13 protein-coding genes are annotated in these 17245 nt (G+C 63.7%); 9 read left to right on the top strand and 4 right to left on the bottom strand.

Going from position 1 to position 17245, the window contains the following annotated elements:
- Window positions 1-114: 114 nt before the first annotated feature.
- Window positions 115-885 (top strand): SDR family NAD(P)-dependent oxidoreductase, encoded by a 771-nt coding sequence (locus tag IVB19_RS11815; RefSeq protein ID WP_018456902.1) that lies wholly within the window; start codon window positions 115-117, stop codon window positions 883-885.
- Window positions 886-1000: 115 nt separating this feature from the next.
- Here IVB19_RS11815 and IVB19_RS11810 read toward each other — a convergent pair whose 3' ends face one another.
- Genes IVB19_RS11810 through IVB19_RS11800 form a run of 3 tightly spaced genes read right to left on the bottom strand, consistent with a single transcriptional unit; the run spans window position 1001 to window position 6643 of the window.
- Entirely contained in the window at window positions 1001-4369 is a 3369-nt protein-coding gene (locus tag IVB19_RS11810; RefSeq protein ID WP_247821426.1) for an error-prone DNA polymerase, read from the bottom strand.
- Window positions 4366-5958, bottom strand: a complete 1593-nt coding sequence (locus IVB19_RS11805) for a Y-family DNA polymerase (protein ID WP_018456904.1) — start codon at window positions 5956-5958, stop codon at window positions 4366-4368. The genes IVB19_RS11810 and IVB19_RS11805 overlap by 4 nt, the downstream gene beginning before the upstream one ends.
- Window positions 5855-6643 carry an ImuA family protein gene (locus IVB19_RS11800; RefSeq protein WP_018456905.1) on the bottom strand — a complete coding sequence of 263 codons (789 nt, stop codon included), beginning with the start codon at window positions 6641-6643 and terminating at the stop codon, window positions 5855-5857. Before IVB19_RS11800 ends, IVB19_RS11805 begins: the two co-directional genes overlap by 104 nt.
- A 161-nt stretch (window positions 6644-6804) precedes the next feature.
- Between IVB19_RS11800 and IVB19_RS11795 the strand changes: the two genes are divergently transcribed.
- The 3 genes from IVB19_RS11795 to IVB19_RS11785 all read left to right on the top strand — a co-directional run bounded on the left by IVB19_RS11795 (window position 6805) and on the right by IVB19_RS11785 (window position 11209).
- On the top strand, window positions 6805-8040 hold the full coding sequence (locus tag IVB19_RS11795) for a putative DNA modification/repair radical SAM protein (RefSeq protein ID WP_018456906.1): 1236 nt from the start codon (window positions 6805-6807) through the stop codon (window positions 8038-8040).
- Window positions 8040-9482, top strand: coding sequence for a UdgX family uracil-DNA binding protein (locus IVB19_RS11790; RefSeq protein WP_018456907.1), 1443 nt, complete (start codon window positions 8040-8042; stop codon window positions 9480-9482). The genes IVB19_RS11795 and IVB19_RS11790 overlap by 1 nt, the downstream gene beginning before the upstream one ends.
- A 98-nt stretch (window positions 9483-9580) precedes the next feature.
- On the top strand, window positions 9581-11209 hold the full coding sequence (locus IVB19_RS11785) for an inorganic phosphate transporter (RefSeq protein WP_085385867.1): 1629 nt from the start codon (window positions 9581-9583) through the stop codon (window positions 11207-11209).
- A gap of 87 nt (window positions 11210-11296) precedes the next feature.
- On the opposite strand, the gene IVB19_RS11780 is transcribed toward IVB19_RS11785, so the two are convergent.
- A complete protein-coding gene (locus IVB19_RS11780; RefSeq protein WP_018456909.1) occupies window positions 11297-12469 on the bottom strand; it encodes a M20 aminoacylase family protein in 1173 nt (390 codons plus the stop codon).
- Between the two features lie 200 nt (window positions 12470-12669).
- Here IVB19_RS11780 and IVB19_RS11775 point away from each other — a divergent pair, with 200 nt between their 5' ends.
- The 5 genes from IVB19_RS11775 (at window position 12670) to IVB19_RS11755 (ending at window position 17237) form a co-directional block, all read left to right on the top strand.
- Window positions 12670-14289, top strand: a complete 1620-nt coding sequence (locus tag IVB19_RS11775; RefSeq protein ID WP_018456910.1) for a GMC family oxidoreductase — start codon at window positions 12670-12672, stop codon at window positions 14287-14289.
- A gap of 186 nt (window positions 14290-14475) precedes the next feature.
- Window positions 14476-15420 carry a metallophosphoesterase family protein gene (locus tag IVB19_RS11770; protein WP_018456911.1) on the top strand — a complete coding sequence of 315 codons (945 nt, stop codon included), beginning with the start codon at window positions 14476-14478 and terminating at the stop codon, window positions 15418-15420.
- Between the two features lie 23 nt (window positions 15421-15443).
- Window positions 15444-15779 carry a cupredoxin domain-containing protein gene (locus IVB19_RS11765; protein WP_018456912.1) on the top strand — a complete coding sequence of 112 codons (336 nt, stop codon included), beginning with the start codon at window positions 15444-15446 and terminating at the stop codon, window positions 15777-15779.
- Between the two features lie 157 nt (window positions 15780-15936).
- Window positions 15937-16485 (top strand): sigma-70 family RNA polymerase sigma factor, encoded by a 549-nt coding sequence (locus IVB19_RS11760; RefSeq protein ID WP_018456913.1) that lies wholly within the window; start codon window positions 15937-15939, stop codon window positions 16483-16485.
- A complete protein-coding gene (locus tag IVB19_RS11755) occupies window positions 16482-17237 on the top strand; it encodes an anti-sigma factor family protein (protein WP_085362348.1) in 756 nt (251 codons plus the stop codon). Before IVB19_RS11760 ends, IVB19_RS11755 begins: the two co-directional genes overlap by 4 nt.
- The last annotated feature ends 8 nt before the right edge of the window (window positions 17238-17245 follow it).

Below are 17245 nucleotides of genomic sequence, written 5' to 3'. Positions count from 1 at the left end.
GGCAGTCTGGATTGCTTCGTCGCAAGAGCTCCTCGCAATGACGATGTGGAGGCTTTTGGGCATCTCTCGAAACAGCTACACTAGCTGCGACCAACAAAAAAGGAAAACCAACCAATGGATCTCGGTCTCAAAGGCAAGAACGCCATCGTACTTGGCGGGACGCGCGGCATCGGGCGGGCGATTGCGGCGACGCTGGCCGGCGAAGGCAGCAATGTCGCGGTGTGTGCACGCAACGCGGACCAGGTTGCCGCCACGGTTACGGAGTTGAAGGCCAGCGGGATCCGCGCGACCGGCGGTCCGGTGGATGTCACGGACGGCGCGGCACTGAAATCCTGGATCGAGAATGCTGCAAAGGAGCTTGGCGGCATCGACATGCTGTTCTCTAACGCGGGCGCAATGGCACAAGGCCATGATGCCGCGTCGTGGGAGCAGAATTTTCGACTCGACCTGCTCGGCGCCGTGCACGCGTTCGACGCCGCGCGGCCGTTCCTCGAGGCTAGTGGCGACAAGGGTGGCGACGCCGCCTTCGTGATCATCTCATCGATCTCCGCGGCGCAAGCGGACACGGCGAGTTCCTACGGCCCGATCAAGGCTGCGTTGATCCACATGGCCAAGGGGCTGGCACGGCAGTACGCGAAGAAGAAGATCCGCGTCAACGTGGTCTCGCCAGGCACGGTCTATTTCAAGGGCGGCGTCTGGAATACGATCGAGCATAACATGCCCGAGCGCTACAATGATGCGATGAAGCGTAACCCCACCGGCCGCATGGCGACGCCGCAGGAGATCGCGAGCGCAGCGGTGTTTCTGGCGAGCCCGGTGTCGGGGTTCACCACGGGCTCCAATCTGGTGGTGGACGGCGCGATCTCGAACCGGGTGAATTTTTAGAACAAACTCGTCATTGCGAGCGTAGCGAAGCAAATCCAGTATTTCTCCGCGGTGACAGTCTGGATTGCTTCGCTGCGCTCGCAATGACGGGGCGAGAGGGGCGCGGCCCCCACCCTCAATGAAAATCCCGCGACGGCGGCAGGATGCGGACATTGCGGGGATGACGGATTTTTTGCGCGGGCGCATCCGTGTGGGCGCGGGGGTCGTCGTTGAGCGGTTCGACCACGGTGGCGCCTGCCGGCACCGGATGCTTGCGGCCGAGGGCGTCGTTGGCAAGGCCGGCCAGATCGTGCGAACGGTCGATCATCCGCTGGGCGATCAGATGCGTCACCTTTTCGGGACTGCTCTGGATGTAGCCCTCGACCAGGATGAGGCGTGCGCCCATCACCTCCTTCCGGTACTGCTCCATGATCTTCGGCCACACCACGACATTGGCGATGCCGGTTTCGTCCTCCAGTGTCATGAACACGACGCCGCTGGCGCTGCCCGGCCGCTGCCGTACCAGCACGACGCCGGCACAGCGGACACGGCGCCGCTCGTTGTCGTGATTGATGTCCTTGCAGGCGACGATGCGCTCGCGCGTAAACATCTCCCGCAAAAATTCAATCGGATGGCCTTTGAGCGAAAGGCGAATGGTCTGGTAGTCCGCGACCACCTGTTCGGCGCGCGGCATCACCGGCAACGGCCTGGCGTGCTCGTCCGGCTGCTCGCGTGCGGTGGCCACCTCGAACAGCGGCAGCGGCACATCGTCGGGCAGGCGCCGCACCTGCCACAGCGCCTCGCGGCGATCGAGCCCGAGCGAGCGAAACGCGTCGGCATCGGCAAGCAGGATCAGCGCGCGCTTGGGCAGTCCGGTGTCGCGGGCGAAATCTTCCAGCGAGGTGAAGGGCCGGCGGTTGCGCGCGGAGACGATGCGGTCGGCCCAGTCGGGCGCTCTCTCCACACGGTCATTCCGGGACGCGCCTCTTTTCAGCCTTTCCTCATCCTCATCGAGCCAATGAAAACCGTCGATCTGGCGGAAGCCCAGGCGCACGGCGCAATATTTGCTACTTCCTTCTTCCAGCGTGTTCTGCGCAAAACTGTAGGACACATCGATATCGCGCACCTCGACGCCATTCTTGCGAGCGTCGCTGACGATCTGCGCCGGGGCGTAAAAACCCATCGGCTGCGAGTTCAGGAGGCCGCAGCAGAATGCATCAGGGTGATAATGCTTCAGCCATGAGGAGATATAGACAAGCTGCGCGAAGCTTGCGGCATGGCTCTCCGGAAAACCGTAGCTGCCAAAACCCTTGATCTGTTCGAAACAGTTCCTGGCAAAATCAGGCGCATAACCGCGTGCGATCATGTTGCCGATCATCTTGTCTTCGAACTTGCCGATGGTGCCGACATTGCGGAACGTTGCCATCGCACGGCGCAGGCCGTTGGCCTCCTCGGCCGTGAACTTCGCGGCCTCGATCGCGATCCGCATCGCCTGCTCCTGGAACAAGGGCACGCCGAGGGTCTTGTGCAGCACTCTGTAAAGCTCGTCCTTGTCGCCATGCTCCGGTGACGGCGATGGATAGTTCACTTTTTCCAAGCCGTTCCGCCGCCGCAGATAAGGATGCACCATGTCGCCCTGGATCGGACCAGGCCGCACGATCGCGACCTCGATGACGAGATCGTAGAAGGTCCGTGGCTTCAGCCGGGGCAACATGTTCATCTGGGCGCGGCTCTCGACCTGGAACACGCCGAGCGACTCCCCGTCGCACAGCATGTCGTAGACTTTGGAATCATCCTGCGGGACGCTCGCCAGCATCCAGCGTTCGCCCTTGTGCTGCTCGATCAGATCAAAGCACTTGCGGATGCAGGTCAGCATGCCCAGCGCGAGCACGTCGACCTTCATCATGCTGAGTGCGTCGACATCGTCCTTGTCCCATTCGATGAAGGTGCGATCGTCCATCGCGGCATTGCCGATCGGCACATAGGTGTCGAGCCGGTCCTGCGTGAGCACATAGCCGCCGACATGCTGGGACAGATGACGGGGGAATTCGATCAGCTCGGTCGCGAGCTCGACTGCGAGGTTGATCATTGAATTTTGCGGATCGAGGCCGGCCTGCCTGACCTGCATGTCGTTGAGGCCCTTGCCCCAGCTTCCCCAGACGGTGTCGGCAAGGGCCGCGGTGACGTCCTCGGTCAGGCCCAGCGCCTTGCCGACGTCGCGGATGGCGCTGCGCGGGCGATAATGAATGATGGTGGCGATGATCGCAGCGCGATGGCGGCCGTAACGGCGATAGACATATTGCATCACCTCCTCGCGCCGCGAATGCTCGAAATCGACGTCGATGTCGGGCGGCTCCAGCCGCTCCTTGGAGATGAAGCGCTCGAACAGCAGATCGACCTTGGTCGGGTCGACCGAGGTGATGCCGAGCACGTAGCAGACCGCCGAATTCGCCGCCGATCCCCGCCCCTGGCACAAAATGTTCTGGCTGCGGGCGTAATGCACGATGTCGTGCACGGTGAGGAAGTAATGCGCGTATTTCAGATCGGCGATCAGCGCGAGTTCTTTCTTCAGGGTGGCGCGCAGCTTGTCGTCGATCTTGCCGCCGAAATATTTGTCGACACCGGCCCAGGTCAGATTCTCCAGATGCCCCTGCGCGGTCTTCCCCGGTGGCACCGGCTCATCCGGATACTGGTATTTGAGCTGGTCGAGCGAGAAGGTGATCTTGTCCGCAAAGCGCATGGTCTCCGCGATAGCTTCGGGGAAATCGCGGAACAGCCGCGCCATCTCCCTGGGCGTCTTCAGAAATCGCTCGGCATTGGCTTCCAGCTTCCGGCCGACCGCCTCGATCGTGGTCTTTTCCCGGATGCAGGTCAGAACGTCCTGGAGGGGACGGCGCGCGGGGTGGTGATAGAGCACCTCGTTGCTCGCAAGCAGCGGCACTTTTGCTTTTGCGGCGAGATCATCGAGCTGCGCGAGGCGACGGCGATCGTCGCCGCGATAGACCAGACTCGCCGCCAGCCACACGCCCTCGGCGCGACTTGCCTTCAGCTTGGCGAGGATGTCCTGCGCTTGCGCCGCATCGAAGCGATGCGGCAGCGTCAGGATCAGGAGCTGGCCTTCGGAAAACGCAAGGAGATCGGCGAAGGTGAGATGGCATTCGCCCTTCGCGATCCGCGTGATGTCGTCGCCGCGCTTGCCCCGGGTGAGAAGCTGGCACAGCCGGCCATAGGCGGCGCGGTCACACGGATAGACCAGGATATCCGGCGTGCCGTCGATGAAGACGATGCGGGTGCCGATCAGAAGCTTCGGCTTGTGCAGCACCTTGTCATTGTCGAGCTCCTTGTAGGCACGCACCACACCGGCGAGCGTGTTGTGATCGGCAATGCCGATCGCGGGAATGCCCAGGATGCTGGCCTGGTGTACATAGTCGCGCGGATCCGAGCCGCCGCGCAGGAAGGAGAAATTCGTGGTGATGCCGATCTCGGCATAAGCGGGCGTGTTCATGCGAAGAGACCGTGCACATACCAACCGGGAGGAGCGGGCTTGCCGTCGTCGTCGAAGCACTCCCCCTCGTAAAGACCGTCGCGAAAGATCCAGAAGCGTAGGCCTTCGGCATCCTCGATACGAAAATAATCCCGTGTCAGTTGCTTGCCGTCCTGCCGCCACCATTCCATGGCGATGCGCTCGGGGCCCTCCACCCGCACCACCGCATGCTGCGCGCGGCGCCAGGTGAATTGATGCGGCGGCCCGTCGGGCACGGTCGCGAACGGCACATTGATCGGCTCAGGCTTGTCGAACAACCGCAACGGACGCAGCGGCGGCTCACCCTCGGTGCGCGCGGGCCATTCGGCCTGCATGGCCACGGCGAGATGATGCTGGGCAGGCGCCGCCAGCACCGCACATTCAGGGATATGGGTATCCTCAGGCAGGTGCACGACGACGCGCTTTCCGCCGATGCGCGCGGCGATGCGGTCGATCAGCGCGGCAAGCTCGTCATTGTCGTGGACATGGGCGTCGAGATCGCGCTGCTCCTGCACCACGATCTCGGTGCGGCTTGCCGACAGCCGCACCATGTCGAAGCCGAAGCCGGGATCGAGGGGATCGGCGAGTGCATCGAGACGCTCGCGGAACAGCCGGTCGACGACCGCGCTCCGCGTCACGGGACGTCCGGTTTCGACCATGATGGCGCGCACCGCGCCGTCGGTACGGAAGAATGTGGCTTCTAACCGTCGCGCGCCCTTGCCCTGCTTCTCCATCGACGCGATCAGCGTGTCGGCGAGGCGCGACAGCGTCATCGCGATCATGGTGTCGGTCGCGATCGGCTCGGCAAAGCGTTTCTCTACGATGTAATCGGGCAGCGGCTTTCGTGGATTGATCGGCGCATCGCCCTGTCCCAGCGCGTGCGCAAGCAGCGTGGAGAACCGCGCACCGAACCGCGCCGTGATTTCGCTCGGCGTGCGCGAGGCGACATCGCCGATGGTTTTCAGGCCGGCGCGGCGCAGGCCGGTGCTGATGGCCTCACCCGCACCAAGCGCGGACACTGGAAACCGGCTGATTGCCGCCGCCTCCCCGCCATTGGCAACGATGCTACCGGATGCCTGCCGCGTCAGCGTGCGCGCGCAGACCGAGGTGCCGGCGATCGCCGCGCTGACGGCAAAGCCCTGGCGATCGAGGGCACGGACAAGGGTTTGCAACAGCGTAGCCTCGCCGCCGAACAGATGCGCGCAGCCGGTGATGTCGAGGAACAGCCCGTGCGGCGGATCGAGCGCCACCAGCGGCGTGAAGCGGTCGCACCAGTCGGCGATGTCGCCGATCGTCTTGGCATCGGCCACGGCATCGGCATCGAACACCTTTAGATCCGGACACATCGCCCGGGCATTGGCCAAGGGCTGGCCGATATGCAGCCCGAGGCGCTCGGCGGCCTCGTCCAGCGCATGGATCACCAGCGCGTTGCTGTCCTTGGCGACGACGATGCTGGGCTCATTGTTTTTATGCAGTCCGACGTTGCCGAAGAACCGCTGGATCCGGTCGATAGGCAGGCGCGGCAGCCACAGGCTGAGGATACGTCGACGATTCAGAGAACTGGCACTCATCACATTTCCATTCCATGATCCACCGGCCGCACGGGCCATGACGATTGCGCAAGAGCTCGGCATCGAAGCGCGGCGCGCCCCAGGCGCTCCACATCGCGCCCGGCGGCGAATGCGCCGCGCGCAGCATCCATCTGGTCTCCGCGGTCGATGGCAAAGGTTGTGCGGCCATCCGCAGCAGCAAGCCGGTGACACCGGAAGACTGCGCAGCCAGCGTCAGCTTGCGGCTCGCCACAAGATCGAACTGCCTGGTCTCACCCCAGAGCTCGAGCACGACGGCGCCCAGCGCGTCGCAGGCGAGCGCATCGGCCGACGTGCGCAACGCACTCTCCACGTCGGCGGCGCGCACCATCACCATACGGCGCGGATCGAGACCGATCTCGGTGAGCCCGCTCATCGACAGCGCACCGGTTTCAATTTCTGAAAAATCCTGCCGCACCCACAGCAGCGGTTTGCGTGCCGTCATGCGCCCCGCAAGTCCGGTGACAAAGCCGGTCGCGGCCGCGCCCTGACGTCCTTCGCAAAATACCTCGTGGATTGCCGCGCGTGCGAGCCCGCCCTTTAGCGCGCTGTCGGCCTCGCGATGGCCGAGCGCGACACGGTCGCGATGATGCACGACCTCCGCCGTCTCGATGCGCTCGATCTGGCCGCGCAAGGCTGCAAGCGCGCTTGTTCGTGCGCCGCTCATATACGCCGCTCCTCAGGAGTGATTGCCGGTGGCTCTCAAAAAGAGAACCAGCGGCTAGCTCATTTGTTCATGATATGTTCTAATATAAAGCTAACGACGCCCCAGGAGTCAATCGAATTGGCGGGCCTTGGGATTCATGAGCTGAATCAAAGGGATCCAATATGGACGTGCAACGCAAGCTGGAAATCCTGGCCGACGCCGCCAAGTACGACGCGTCTTGCGCCTCCAGCGGCACCGAGAGGCGGGATTCCAGCGACGGCAAGGGCATGGGATCGACCGCGCCCGGCATGGGCATTTGCCATTCCTACGCGCCGGACGGTCGCTGTATCTCGCTGCTCAAGGTGCTGCTGACCAACGCCTGCAATTACGACTGCCTCTATTGCGTCAACCGGGCCTCTTCCAACGTGCCACGCGCCCGCTTCACCATCGACGAAGTCGTCAAGCTGACGCTCGACTTCTACCGGCGCAATTACATCGAAGGACTGTTTCTCTCCTCCGGCATCATCCGCAACCCCGACTACACCATGGAGCAGGTGGTAAGCGTCGCGCGCAAACTGCGCGAGGAGCATCACTTCCGTGGCTACATCCATCTCAAAACAATCCCCGAGGCCGACGATACATTGATCTCCGAGGCCGGCAAATATGCCGACCGTCTCTCTATCAACATCGAGATGCCGCAGGAGACGAGCCTGCAGCAATTCGCGCCCGAGAAGGACGTGCGCGCGATCCGCCGCACAATGGGCCGACTGCGGCTGAAGCTGGACGAGGCCGAGGAAAGCCGTAGCGCGAAGACGAAAGCCAAGCCGCAGCGCTTCGCACCGGCCGGCCAAAGCACGCAGATGATCGTCGGCGCCGACGCGGCCTCCGACCACACTATCCTCCACACCAGCGCCAATCTCTACAGTTCATACAGGCTGAGGCGCGTCTATTATTCCGCGTTCAGCCCGATCCCCGATGCCAGCCGCGCGCTGCCTCTGCGCGCGCCGCCCTTGCTGCGCGAGCACCGACTCTACCAGGCCGACTGGCTGATGCGGTTCTACGGCTTCGACGTCGGCGAGATCGTCGACGACAGTGCGATGCTGCCGCTCGACATCGATCCAAAACTCGCCTGGGCGCTGCGCCACCGCGACCGCTTCCCGCTCGACGTCAACCGGGCCAGCCGCGAGGAATTGTTGCGCGTGCCGGGCTTCGGCACCAAGGCGGTCGAGCGCATCATCGCGGCGCGCCGCACGACCACCATCCGCGTCGCCGATCTCGCGCGGCTGCATGTGCCCCGGAACAAAGCGCTGCCGTTCATCGTGCTGAGCGATCACCGGCCCGCGCCGCACCGCCTCGACGAGGCACGGCTGATCGAACGGTTCAAGCCGAAGGCCACACAACTGGGATTTGGCTTCTGATGCAGTACATCACCCTCGAGAACGAAACCGATTTCGACGGCTGGCGCAAAGCCGCGCGTAGCCTCGTGCTTCACCAAATGAAACCGGTCGATGTCACCTGGACCGTGCAGGGCGGCGAAGCGGAGCTGTTCGCGCCACCCTCGCCGTCTCCGCTGCCGGCCGGTGGCGATAGCACCTTCAACGTGCCAGCAAAATTCGTCGAGCTCGCCAAGGCCGCGATCCTGCATCGCGATCCCGAGCGTTTCGCGATCCTCTATCGCCTGCTGTTTCGGCTGAACGACAATCACGACCTCATCGAGGTCGCGACCGATCTCGATGTCGCGCAAGTCACGGCCATGGCAAAGGCGGTCTACCGCGACGAGCACAAGATGCATGCCTTCGTGCGCTTCCGCGAGATCGGCAGGGAACGCGAAGCACACTACGTCGCCTGGTTCGAGCCGGAGCATCATATCGTCGAGCTCGCCGCGCCGTTCTTCGCCAAGCGCTTCGCCGATATGCCCTGGTCGATCCTGACGCCGGATTTGTGCGCGCATTGGGATGGCCACGCGCTCTCGTTCACGTCAGGCGTCGGCAAGAGCGAGGCGCCGAACGAAGACCGGCTGGAGGAAACCTGGCGGCGCTACTATGCCAGCATCTTCAATCCGGCCCGCCTGAAGGTGAAGGCAATGCAGACCGAGATGCCGAAGAAATATTGGAGGAACCTGCCCGAGGCTTCGATCATTAAGCCCCTGATTGAGGACGCCGAGCGCATGACCGGCGCCATGATCGCCAATGCCCCAACCGATCCGCACAAGCCTCAAAAGCGGCCGGAGGCTCCGATGAAACGCAAGACCGCTGCCGACGATCTCGAAGCGCTCCGCGAGGAGGCCGCCCACTGCCGCGCCTGCCATCTCTACAAGGACGCCACCCAGACCGTGTTCGGCGAGGGTCCGAAGTCCGCCAATATCATGCTGGTCGGCGAACAACCTGGCGACAAGGAAGACCTCGCCGGCCATCCCTTCGTCGGTCCAGCCGGCCAGATGCTCGACAAGGCGCTGCAGGAGGCCGGCGTCGACCGCAAGAAGGTCTATGTCACCAACGCGGTGAAACACTTCAAATTCGTGCCGCGCGGCAAGATTCGCCTGCATCAGAAGCCGAATACGCCGGAGATAAAGGCCTGCCGGCAGTGGTATGAGCGGGAGGTCTCCGTCATCCAGCCCGATCTCATCGTCGCGATGGGCGCGACCGCCGCGCAGAGCGTGTTCGGCAAGATCACCCCGATCGGAAAGAACCGCGGCCGGCTCATCGACCTGCCCGACGGTCACAAGGCGCTGGTGACGGTGCACCCGTCCTATCTGCTGCGGCTGCCCGATCCGGAAGCCAAGGTGCTGGAATATCGGCGCTTTGTCGAAGATTTGAAGATCGTCGCCGGGTTGCAGAAGAAAGCCGCGCGCGCCGCCTGAATACGGGCGGGAAAACCCCTTTCATGCCTCGCCTGTCATCCAGCCTTCAAATCCATCGCGGACAATAGCCCCTACAGAAAGTTAAGGGGCCTCCAGACATGACCGATGTTGCATTCGACCGCGCGGTAGCCGATCCCGCGCCGATCCAGCCGGCCTCGCGGCCAAATCTCGACAAGGGCTTCAATCCGCTGACGATGATCCTGTTCTTCGGCATCCTCGCCGCGGGCCTGCTCTATGTGGCCTACAGCATCTATTCGGATGTCGATGCGACCGGCACGCGGGTCACGAGCTATCTGCCCTACATCCTCTTGTTTGTCGCGCTGCTGATCGCGCTCGGCTTCGAATTCGTCAACGGCTTCCACGACACCGCCAACGCGGTAGCGACCGTGATCTACACCCATTCGCTGCCGGCCGAAGTCGCGGTGATGTGGTCGGGTTTCTTCAACTTTCTCGGCGTGCTGCTCTCGTCCGGCGCGGTCGCCTTCGGCATCGTCTCGCTGCTACCGGTCGAGCTGATCCTGCAGGTCGGCTCCAGCGCCGGTTTCGCGATGGTGTTCGCGCTGCTGATCGCCGCGATCCTTTGGAACCTCGGCACCTGGTATTTCGGCCTGCCGGCCTCCTCCTCGCACACGCTGATCGGCTCGATCATCGGAGTCGGCGTTGCGAACGCGCTGATGCGCGGCCGCGACGGCACCTCGGGCGTGGACTGGGGCAAGGCTACGGAGATCGGCTATGCGCTTCTGTTGTCGCCACTGGTCGGCTTCATCTGCGCCGCCGGCCTGCTTCTGCTGCTCAAGCTGATCATCAAGAACCCGGCGCTCTATGCCGCCCCTGAGGGTCACAAAGCCCCGCCGATGTGGATTCGCGGCCTGCTGATCCTGACCTGCACCGGCGTCAGCTTCGCCCATGGTTCGAACGACGGCCAGAAGGGCATGGGCCTGATCATGCTGATCCTGATCGGCACCGTGCCCACAGCCTATGCGCTCAACCGCGCATTGCCGGAGTCGCAGGTCGCCCAGTTCGCGAAGGTCTCGGATGCCGCCTCCAAGGTGGTTGCGGCCAAGGGCGCCGGCCATGCGATCATCGGCGATCCCCGTCCTGCGGTGACGCAGTACGTCACCTCGCATCACATCAGCGAAGGCACCTACCCTTCGCTGTCAGTGCTGGTGAAGGATGTCGGCGAGCAGGTCGCGAAATACGGTTCGCTGAACAAGGTGCCGGCGGAAGTCGTCGGCAACACCCGCAACGACATGTACCTGACTTCGGAAGCGATCCGATTCCTGATGAAGGACAAGGAAAACGACCTCAGCAAGGAAGAGGTCGCGACCTTGAACGCCTACAAAGGCGGGCTAGACAGCGCGACCAAGTTCATCCCGACCTGGGTGAAGGTCGCGGTCGCGATCGCGCTCGGTCTCGGCACCATGATCGGCTGGAAGCGCATCGTCGTCACCGTCGGCGAGAAGATCGGCAAGACCCATCTCACCTACGCGCAGGGTGCCTCCGCCGAGCTCGTCGCCGCCGCCACGATCGGCGCCGCCGACGCGTTCGGCCTGCCGGTCTCGACCACCCACGTGCTGTCGTCCGGCGTCGCCGGCACCATGGCCGCGAACGGTTCGGGTCTCCAGGTCGCCACCATCAGGAACATGGTGATGGCCTGGGTGCTGACCTTGCCCGTCGCTATCCTGTTGTCGGGCACGCTGTACGTGATCTTCTCGCGGATCTTCTGAAGCCGATCAGTCACTCGAAGACAAAGGGCCCGTGCGATGCGCGGGCCCTTTTTCGTTTGTGCTTTCGGCTTGATCTTGCGCTTGGCCTTACGATGCCGCGAGCGATTCCTCGACCAGCTTAACCCAATACGATGTGCCGTAAACGATGGCGTCGTCGTCGAAATTGTAGGCGGGGTGATGCAGGCCGGCGCTGTCGCCGTTGCCGCAGAAGATGAAGGCGCCGGGGCGCGCTTCCAGCATATAGGCGAAATCCTCGCCGCCCATCAGCGGCGACATCTCGAGCACATTGGCCTCGCCCGCAACTTGCCCCGCGATGCGACGTGCGATCTCGGTCTCCGCGGCGTGATTGTTCACCACGGGATAATTCCGCTTGTAGTGCAGATCGATCTTGGCGCCTGTGATCTGCGCCACGCCCGCCACAACCTCGTGGACGCGCTTCTCCACCAGCTTGCGCACCTCCGGCGACAGCGTGCGGATGGTGCCCCTCAGTGTCGCGGTTTGTGGAATCACGTTACGGGCATTGCCTGCGTGGAACTCGCAGATCGAAATCACGGCCGATTCCAGCGGATCGACGCTGCGCGCAACGATCGACTGCAGCGCCGTGATCACCTGTGCACCGACCAGAACGGAATCCACACATTTGTGCGGCCGCGCGGCATGGCCGCCGAGGCCCTCGATCATGATATCGACCTCATCGGTCGCCGCCATGATCGGACCCGGCCGGATCGCGAACGAGCCCACCGGAATGCCCGGACCGTTGTGCATGCCGTAGACCTGCTCGATGCCGAAGCGCTCCATCATGCCGTCCTTGACCATGGCCAAGCCACCCGCGCCGCCCTCCTCGGCCGGCTGGAAGATCACCACCGCATCGCCGGCGAAGTTGCGGGTCTCGGCGAGATAACGCGCAGCACCGAGCAGCATCGCGGTGTGGCCGTCATGGCCGCAGGCGTGCATCTTGCCGGGAGTCTTCGAAGCGTAAGGCAGGTTGGTCTGTTCCTCGACCGGCAGGGCATCCATGTCGGCACGCAGGCCGATGGCCTTGAGGCCCTCGCCGGCCGGCTTGCTGCCCTTGATCACGCCGACCACGCCGGTCTGGCCGATGCCCGTCACGACCTCATCGCAGCCGAATTCGCGCAGGCGGTCCGCGACGAATGCTGCGGTGCGGTGGACGTCGTAGAGCAGCTCCGGATGCTGGTGGATGTCCCGGCGCCAGGCCTGAATATCGGGTTGAAGGTCGGCGACGCGGTTCACGATGGGCATGGAGGGTCTCAAGCTTTGTTGAAAATGCAGGCCTGTCTACCATGCAAGCACCAGTCCACCCAACTGGCGGGGATCTGGGGTAGCTCTGTCCTCCCGTCATGGCCGGACTTGTCCCGGCCATCCACGTCTGACTATTAGAACGGAAAGTGCGTGGATGCCTGGGACAAGCCTGGGCATAATGCCTATTGGGTGGAAGCAGAATGCCAAGGCGGCTCGAAGGTGAGTTTGACTATATTGTCGTTGGGGCCGGCACGGCGGGCTGCATCGTCGCCAACCGGCTGTCGGCCAATTCCAGCAATCGCGTCCTCCTCCTCGAAGCCGGCGGCGACGACAACTGGATCTGGTTCCACATTCCCGTCGGCTATCTCTTCGCCATCGGCAATCCGCGCTCGGACTGGATGTTCAGGACCGAGGCCGAGCCCGGCCTGAACGGCCGCTCGCTCGCCTATCCCCGTGGCAAGGTGATCGGCGGCTCCTCGGCGATCAACGCCATGATCTCGATGCGTGGACAGGCCGCCGATTACGATCACTGGCGCCAGCTCGGCATGACCGGCTGGGGTTATGACGACGTGCTGCCGCTGTTCAAACGGCTCGAGGATCACTTCCTCGGCGCAAGCGAGCATCACGGCGCCGGCGGCGGCTGGCGCATCGAGGCGCCGCGGCTGTCCTGGGACATACTCGATGCCGTGGGCGATGCGGCCGAGGAGATGGGCATCAAGCGCATCCCGGATTTCAATACCGGCGACAACGAAGGCACCAGCTATTTCCACGTCAATCAGAAGCGCGGCCGGCGCTGGTCGTCGGCGCGCGGCTTTCTCAAGCCGGTATTGAACCGCCCGAACCTGCGGCTCGAAAAGCATGTGCTGGTCGATCGTCTGATCATCGAACAGGGCCGCGCCGTCGGCGTGCGCTTCATCCAGAATGGCGAGATCATCGAGGCGCGTGCGAAACGCGAGGTGGTCCTCTCGGCAGGCGCGATTGGCTCGGTACAGGTGCTGCATCGCTCCGGCATCGGACCTGCCGACTGGCTGTCGCCGCTCGGCATCGACATCGTGATGGACAAGCCCGGCGTCGGCCGCAATCTGCAGGATCATCTGCAGCAGCGCGCGATCTACAAGGTCGAAGGCGTGCGCACACTGAACGAGACCTATTACAACCTGGTTCGACGCGGCCTGATGGGCCTCGACTACGCCTTCCGCCGCCGCGGGCCGTTGACCATGGCGCCGTCGCAGCTCGGCATCTTCACCCGCTCCGATGCGACGCGCGCACGCGCCAACATCCAGTTCCACGTGCAACCGCTGTCGCTCGACAAGTTCGGCGATCCCCTGCACCGCTTTCCCGCGATCACGGTGAGCGCCTGCAATCTCCAGCCGACATCGCGTGGCACCGTACGTCTGCGTTCGGCGGCGCCGGACGAGAAGCCCATCATCGCGCCGAATTATCTTTCAACGGACGACGACCGTCAGGTCGGCGCCGATGCCATCCGCACCACCCGCCGCCTGATGCAGCAGAAGGCCTTGGCAAAATACCGCCCAAGCGAATATCTGCCCGGCCCCGCCGTCGGCGACGACGATGCCTCTCTTGCCAAGGCCGCCGGCGACATCGGCACCACCATCTTCCATCCCGTCGGTACCGCGAAGATGGGCGCAGCAAATGATCCGATGGCGGTGGTCGACGAACGCCTGCGCTTCTACGGTCTCGGCAGCCTTCGCATTGTCGATGCCTCGATCATGCCGACCATCACGTCTGGCAACACCAACACGCCGACCGCGATGATCGCCGAAAAGGGCGCAACAATGATTTTGGAGGATTCGAAGTGAATGCGTAGCCTGATGGGGCGTAGCGAAATCCGGGAGAGGACGCTCGATTGGTCCCGTATTCCGCTACGCTCCATACGGGCTACGCGTCCAACCACCTCACGAAAACGTCATCGCGTCCGGGAATAACACCCCCGCTCCCCCAATCACCTCCCCGAAGCCCAATTCCGGGCGAAGTGGAGCTGCGCGATGAGCGGACACGATCACGGCGAGGACGGCTTAAGCCGCCGCAAGGTGTTGGAATGCATGACCTGGGCCGGCACCGGGGTGCTCTGGACCATCACCGGTGGCGTCCCGCGCTCGCTCGGCATCATCGATTCCGCGCAAGCCGCGACCGCGGCCGCGCCCGGAATGACCTTCCTCCAGATCAGCGACAGCCATGTCGGCTTCGACAAGCCGGCCAATCCCAACGCGCTCGGCACGCTCGAGGAAGCCATCAACAAGATCAACGCGATGCCGGTCAAGCCGTCCTTCATGATCCACACTGGCGACATCACGCATCTCTCCAAGGCCGCCGAGTTCGACAATGCCGATCGCATCATCTCGCAGAGCAAGCTCGACGTGCATTACGTGCCCGGCGAGCATGACTTCCTCGACGAGGACGTGAAGTTCTATCGCGAGCGCTACGGCCGCGGTACCAAGGGCGCAGGCTGGTATTCGTTCGACGCCGGCGGCGTGCACTTCATCGGCCTCGTCAATGTCGTCGACCTCAAGGCCGGAGGCCTCGGCAATCTCGGCGCCGAGCAGCTCGCCTGGCTCGAGGACGATCTGCGCGGCAAGTCGAAATCGACGCCGATCGTGCTGTTCGCCCACATCCCGCTCTGGACCGTCTACCCCGAATGGGGCTGGGGCACTGAGGACGGCGCCCGCGCGCTGGAACAGGTGAAAGGCTTCGGTTCGGTCACCGTGCTCAATGGCCACATTCACCAGGTGATGCAGAAGGTCGAAGGCAACGTCACCTTCCACACCGCACGCTCCACCGCCTTTCCGCAGCCGGCGCCGGGAGCTGCCCCCTCGCCCGGACCGATGAAGGTCGAGGACGCAAAGCTCCGCGCGATGCTCGGCGTTGCCAGCATTAACTTCAAGCAGAACGAGCAGCGGCTCGCGATCATCGACACGCCGCTCCAGAGTTGATGCAGGACTAACGGAAGCTGACAATGAAGACTCTCAATCGCCGCGACCTCGGTGTCGCCTTCGGTCTTGCTTTGGCCGCGGCCATGCTGTTACCCGCCACAACCGCCCATGCCGACGACATGGAGGTGCATATCGACAATTTCGTCTTCCAGCCGGCCGAGCTCAAGATCAAGGTCGGCACCACCGTGACCTGGACCAACCGGGACGACATCCCCCACACCGTGGTGTCGGCCGGGAAGTTCAGGTCCAAGACCCTGGACACTGACGACAAGTTCTCGTTCACCTTCACCAATGCGGGCGACTACAAATATTTTTGTTCTCTGCACCCGCACATGACGGGGATGATCAAGGTTGAGTAACACCTCGAACCAAGGCATCAACGTCTTGCCCGGCCGGTGGTCCCACACCGGCCGGGCCCGTGTGCCTTCGGTCACACTCAGGGACGAAACGAATAGGGACGAGACGAACAGCGACGAAACCAAGCAACGAGCAGAACAAGAGGCAAAGCGAGGAGCGATGCCCGCCAACGACGATTTGCAGAAGGCGCAACGCTTCCGCGAGGCGGCGCTCCCCCATCTCGACGACGTCTACACGCTCGCGCGCTATCTCTTGCGTGACCCCTCCGATGCCGAGGACGCGGTGCAGGAGTGCTATCTGCGCGCGCTGAAGCATTTCGACAGCTATCGCGGGCCGGCGATAAAGCCTTGGCTATTCGCGATCCTGCGTAACGTCTGCAATGCCGAATATGCACGGCGCGCACACAGGCACAGCGCGATCGAGGATACGCCCGGCGCTGCCGAGCAGACGCCGATCTGGCAGGAGACCGAGGCCAGCCCCGAAACCGAAGTGCTGCGCAGCCGCGATGCGGGCGCGATCCGCAAGCTGATCGACGCGCTCGCCGAGCCGTTCAAGGAAACGTTCGTGCTGCGGGAGATCAACAACCTGTCCTATCGTGAAATCGCCGAGGCCGCCGGCGTGCCCGTCGGCACTGTGATGTCCCGCCTCGCCCGCGCCCGTGCCATGCTGCGCGCGGCCTGGACGGCGGATGAGGAGCAAGCAAGATGACCTGCGACGAAGCAAGAATCCTGCTTCACGCGCTGCTCGACAACGAGCTCGATGCCGGCCACGCGCGCGAGGTCGAAGCCCATATCGCCGGCTGCCCGGCCTGCGCTGCGGAGTTCGCCGCGCAGCGCGAGATGCAGCGCGTGCTCGCAGACGCCGATTTGCGCTACACCGCACCGGCGAGCCTGCGTGCGCGTATCGAGGCCTCGCTGCCGCAGCCGCAGCATCAACAGCCGAGCCGCCGCTCCGTGCTGCGCGGCTTTGCGATGGGCTCGGCAGTCTCCGCGCTCGCCGCCTCCGGCGTCGTCGCATTGGTGCTGCGCCAGGACGACCAGCAGCGCATCCTGTCGGAGGTCGTCTCCGCGCATCTGCGCTCGCTCCAGGCCGGCCACCTCATCGACGTGGTCTCGACCGACCAGCACACGGTGAAGCCGTGGTTCAACGGCAAGCTCGACGTCGCCCCGCCCGTGATCGACCTCACCGCACAAGGCTTTACGCTGGTCGGCGGCAGGCTCGATTATATCGACGCCCGCGCCATCGGTGCGGTCGTCTATAAGCGCCGGCAGCACGTGGTGAATTTGTTCGTATCGCAGACATCGAACGCGGAATACCGCGCACCCAGGACCGAAGCCATGCAGGGCTTCAACTGCCGGCGCTGGGGCAATCGCGGCCTGAACTTCTGGGCCGTCAGCGATCTCGGCGCAGACGAGCTTGCCGAATTCGTCGACAAGTTCGAGGCGGCGATGAACGGTTAGCTTCTGCG

Source organism: Bradyrhizobium sp. 187 (assembly GCF_023101005.1).
Lineage (GTDB): Bacteria > Pseudomonadota > Alphaproteobacteria > Rhizobiales > Xanthobacteraceae > Bradyrhizobium > Bradyrhizobium canariense_D.
The sequence above is the reverse complement of the archived record's forward strand: the minus strand, read 5'-3'. Positions and strand labels throughout refer to the sequence as shown.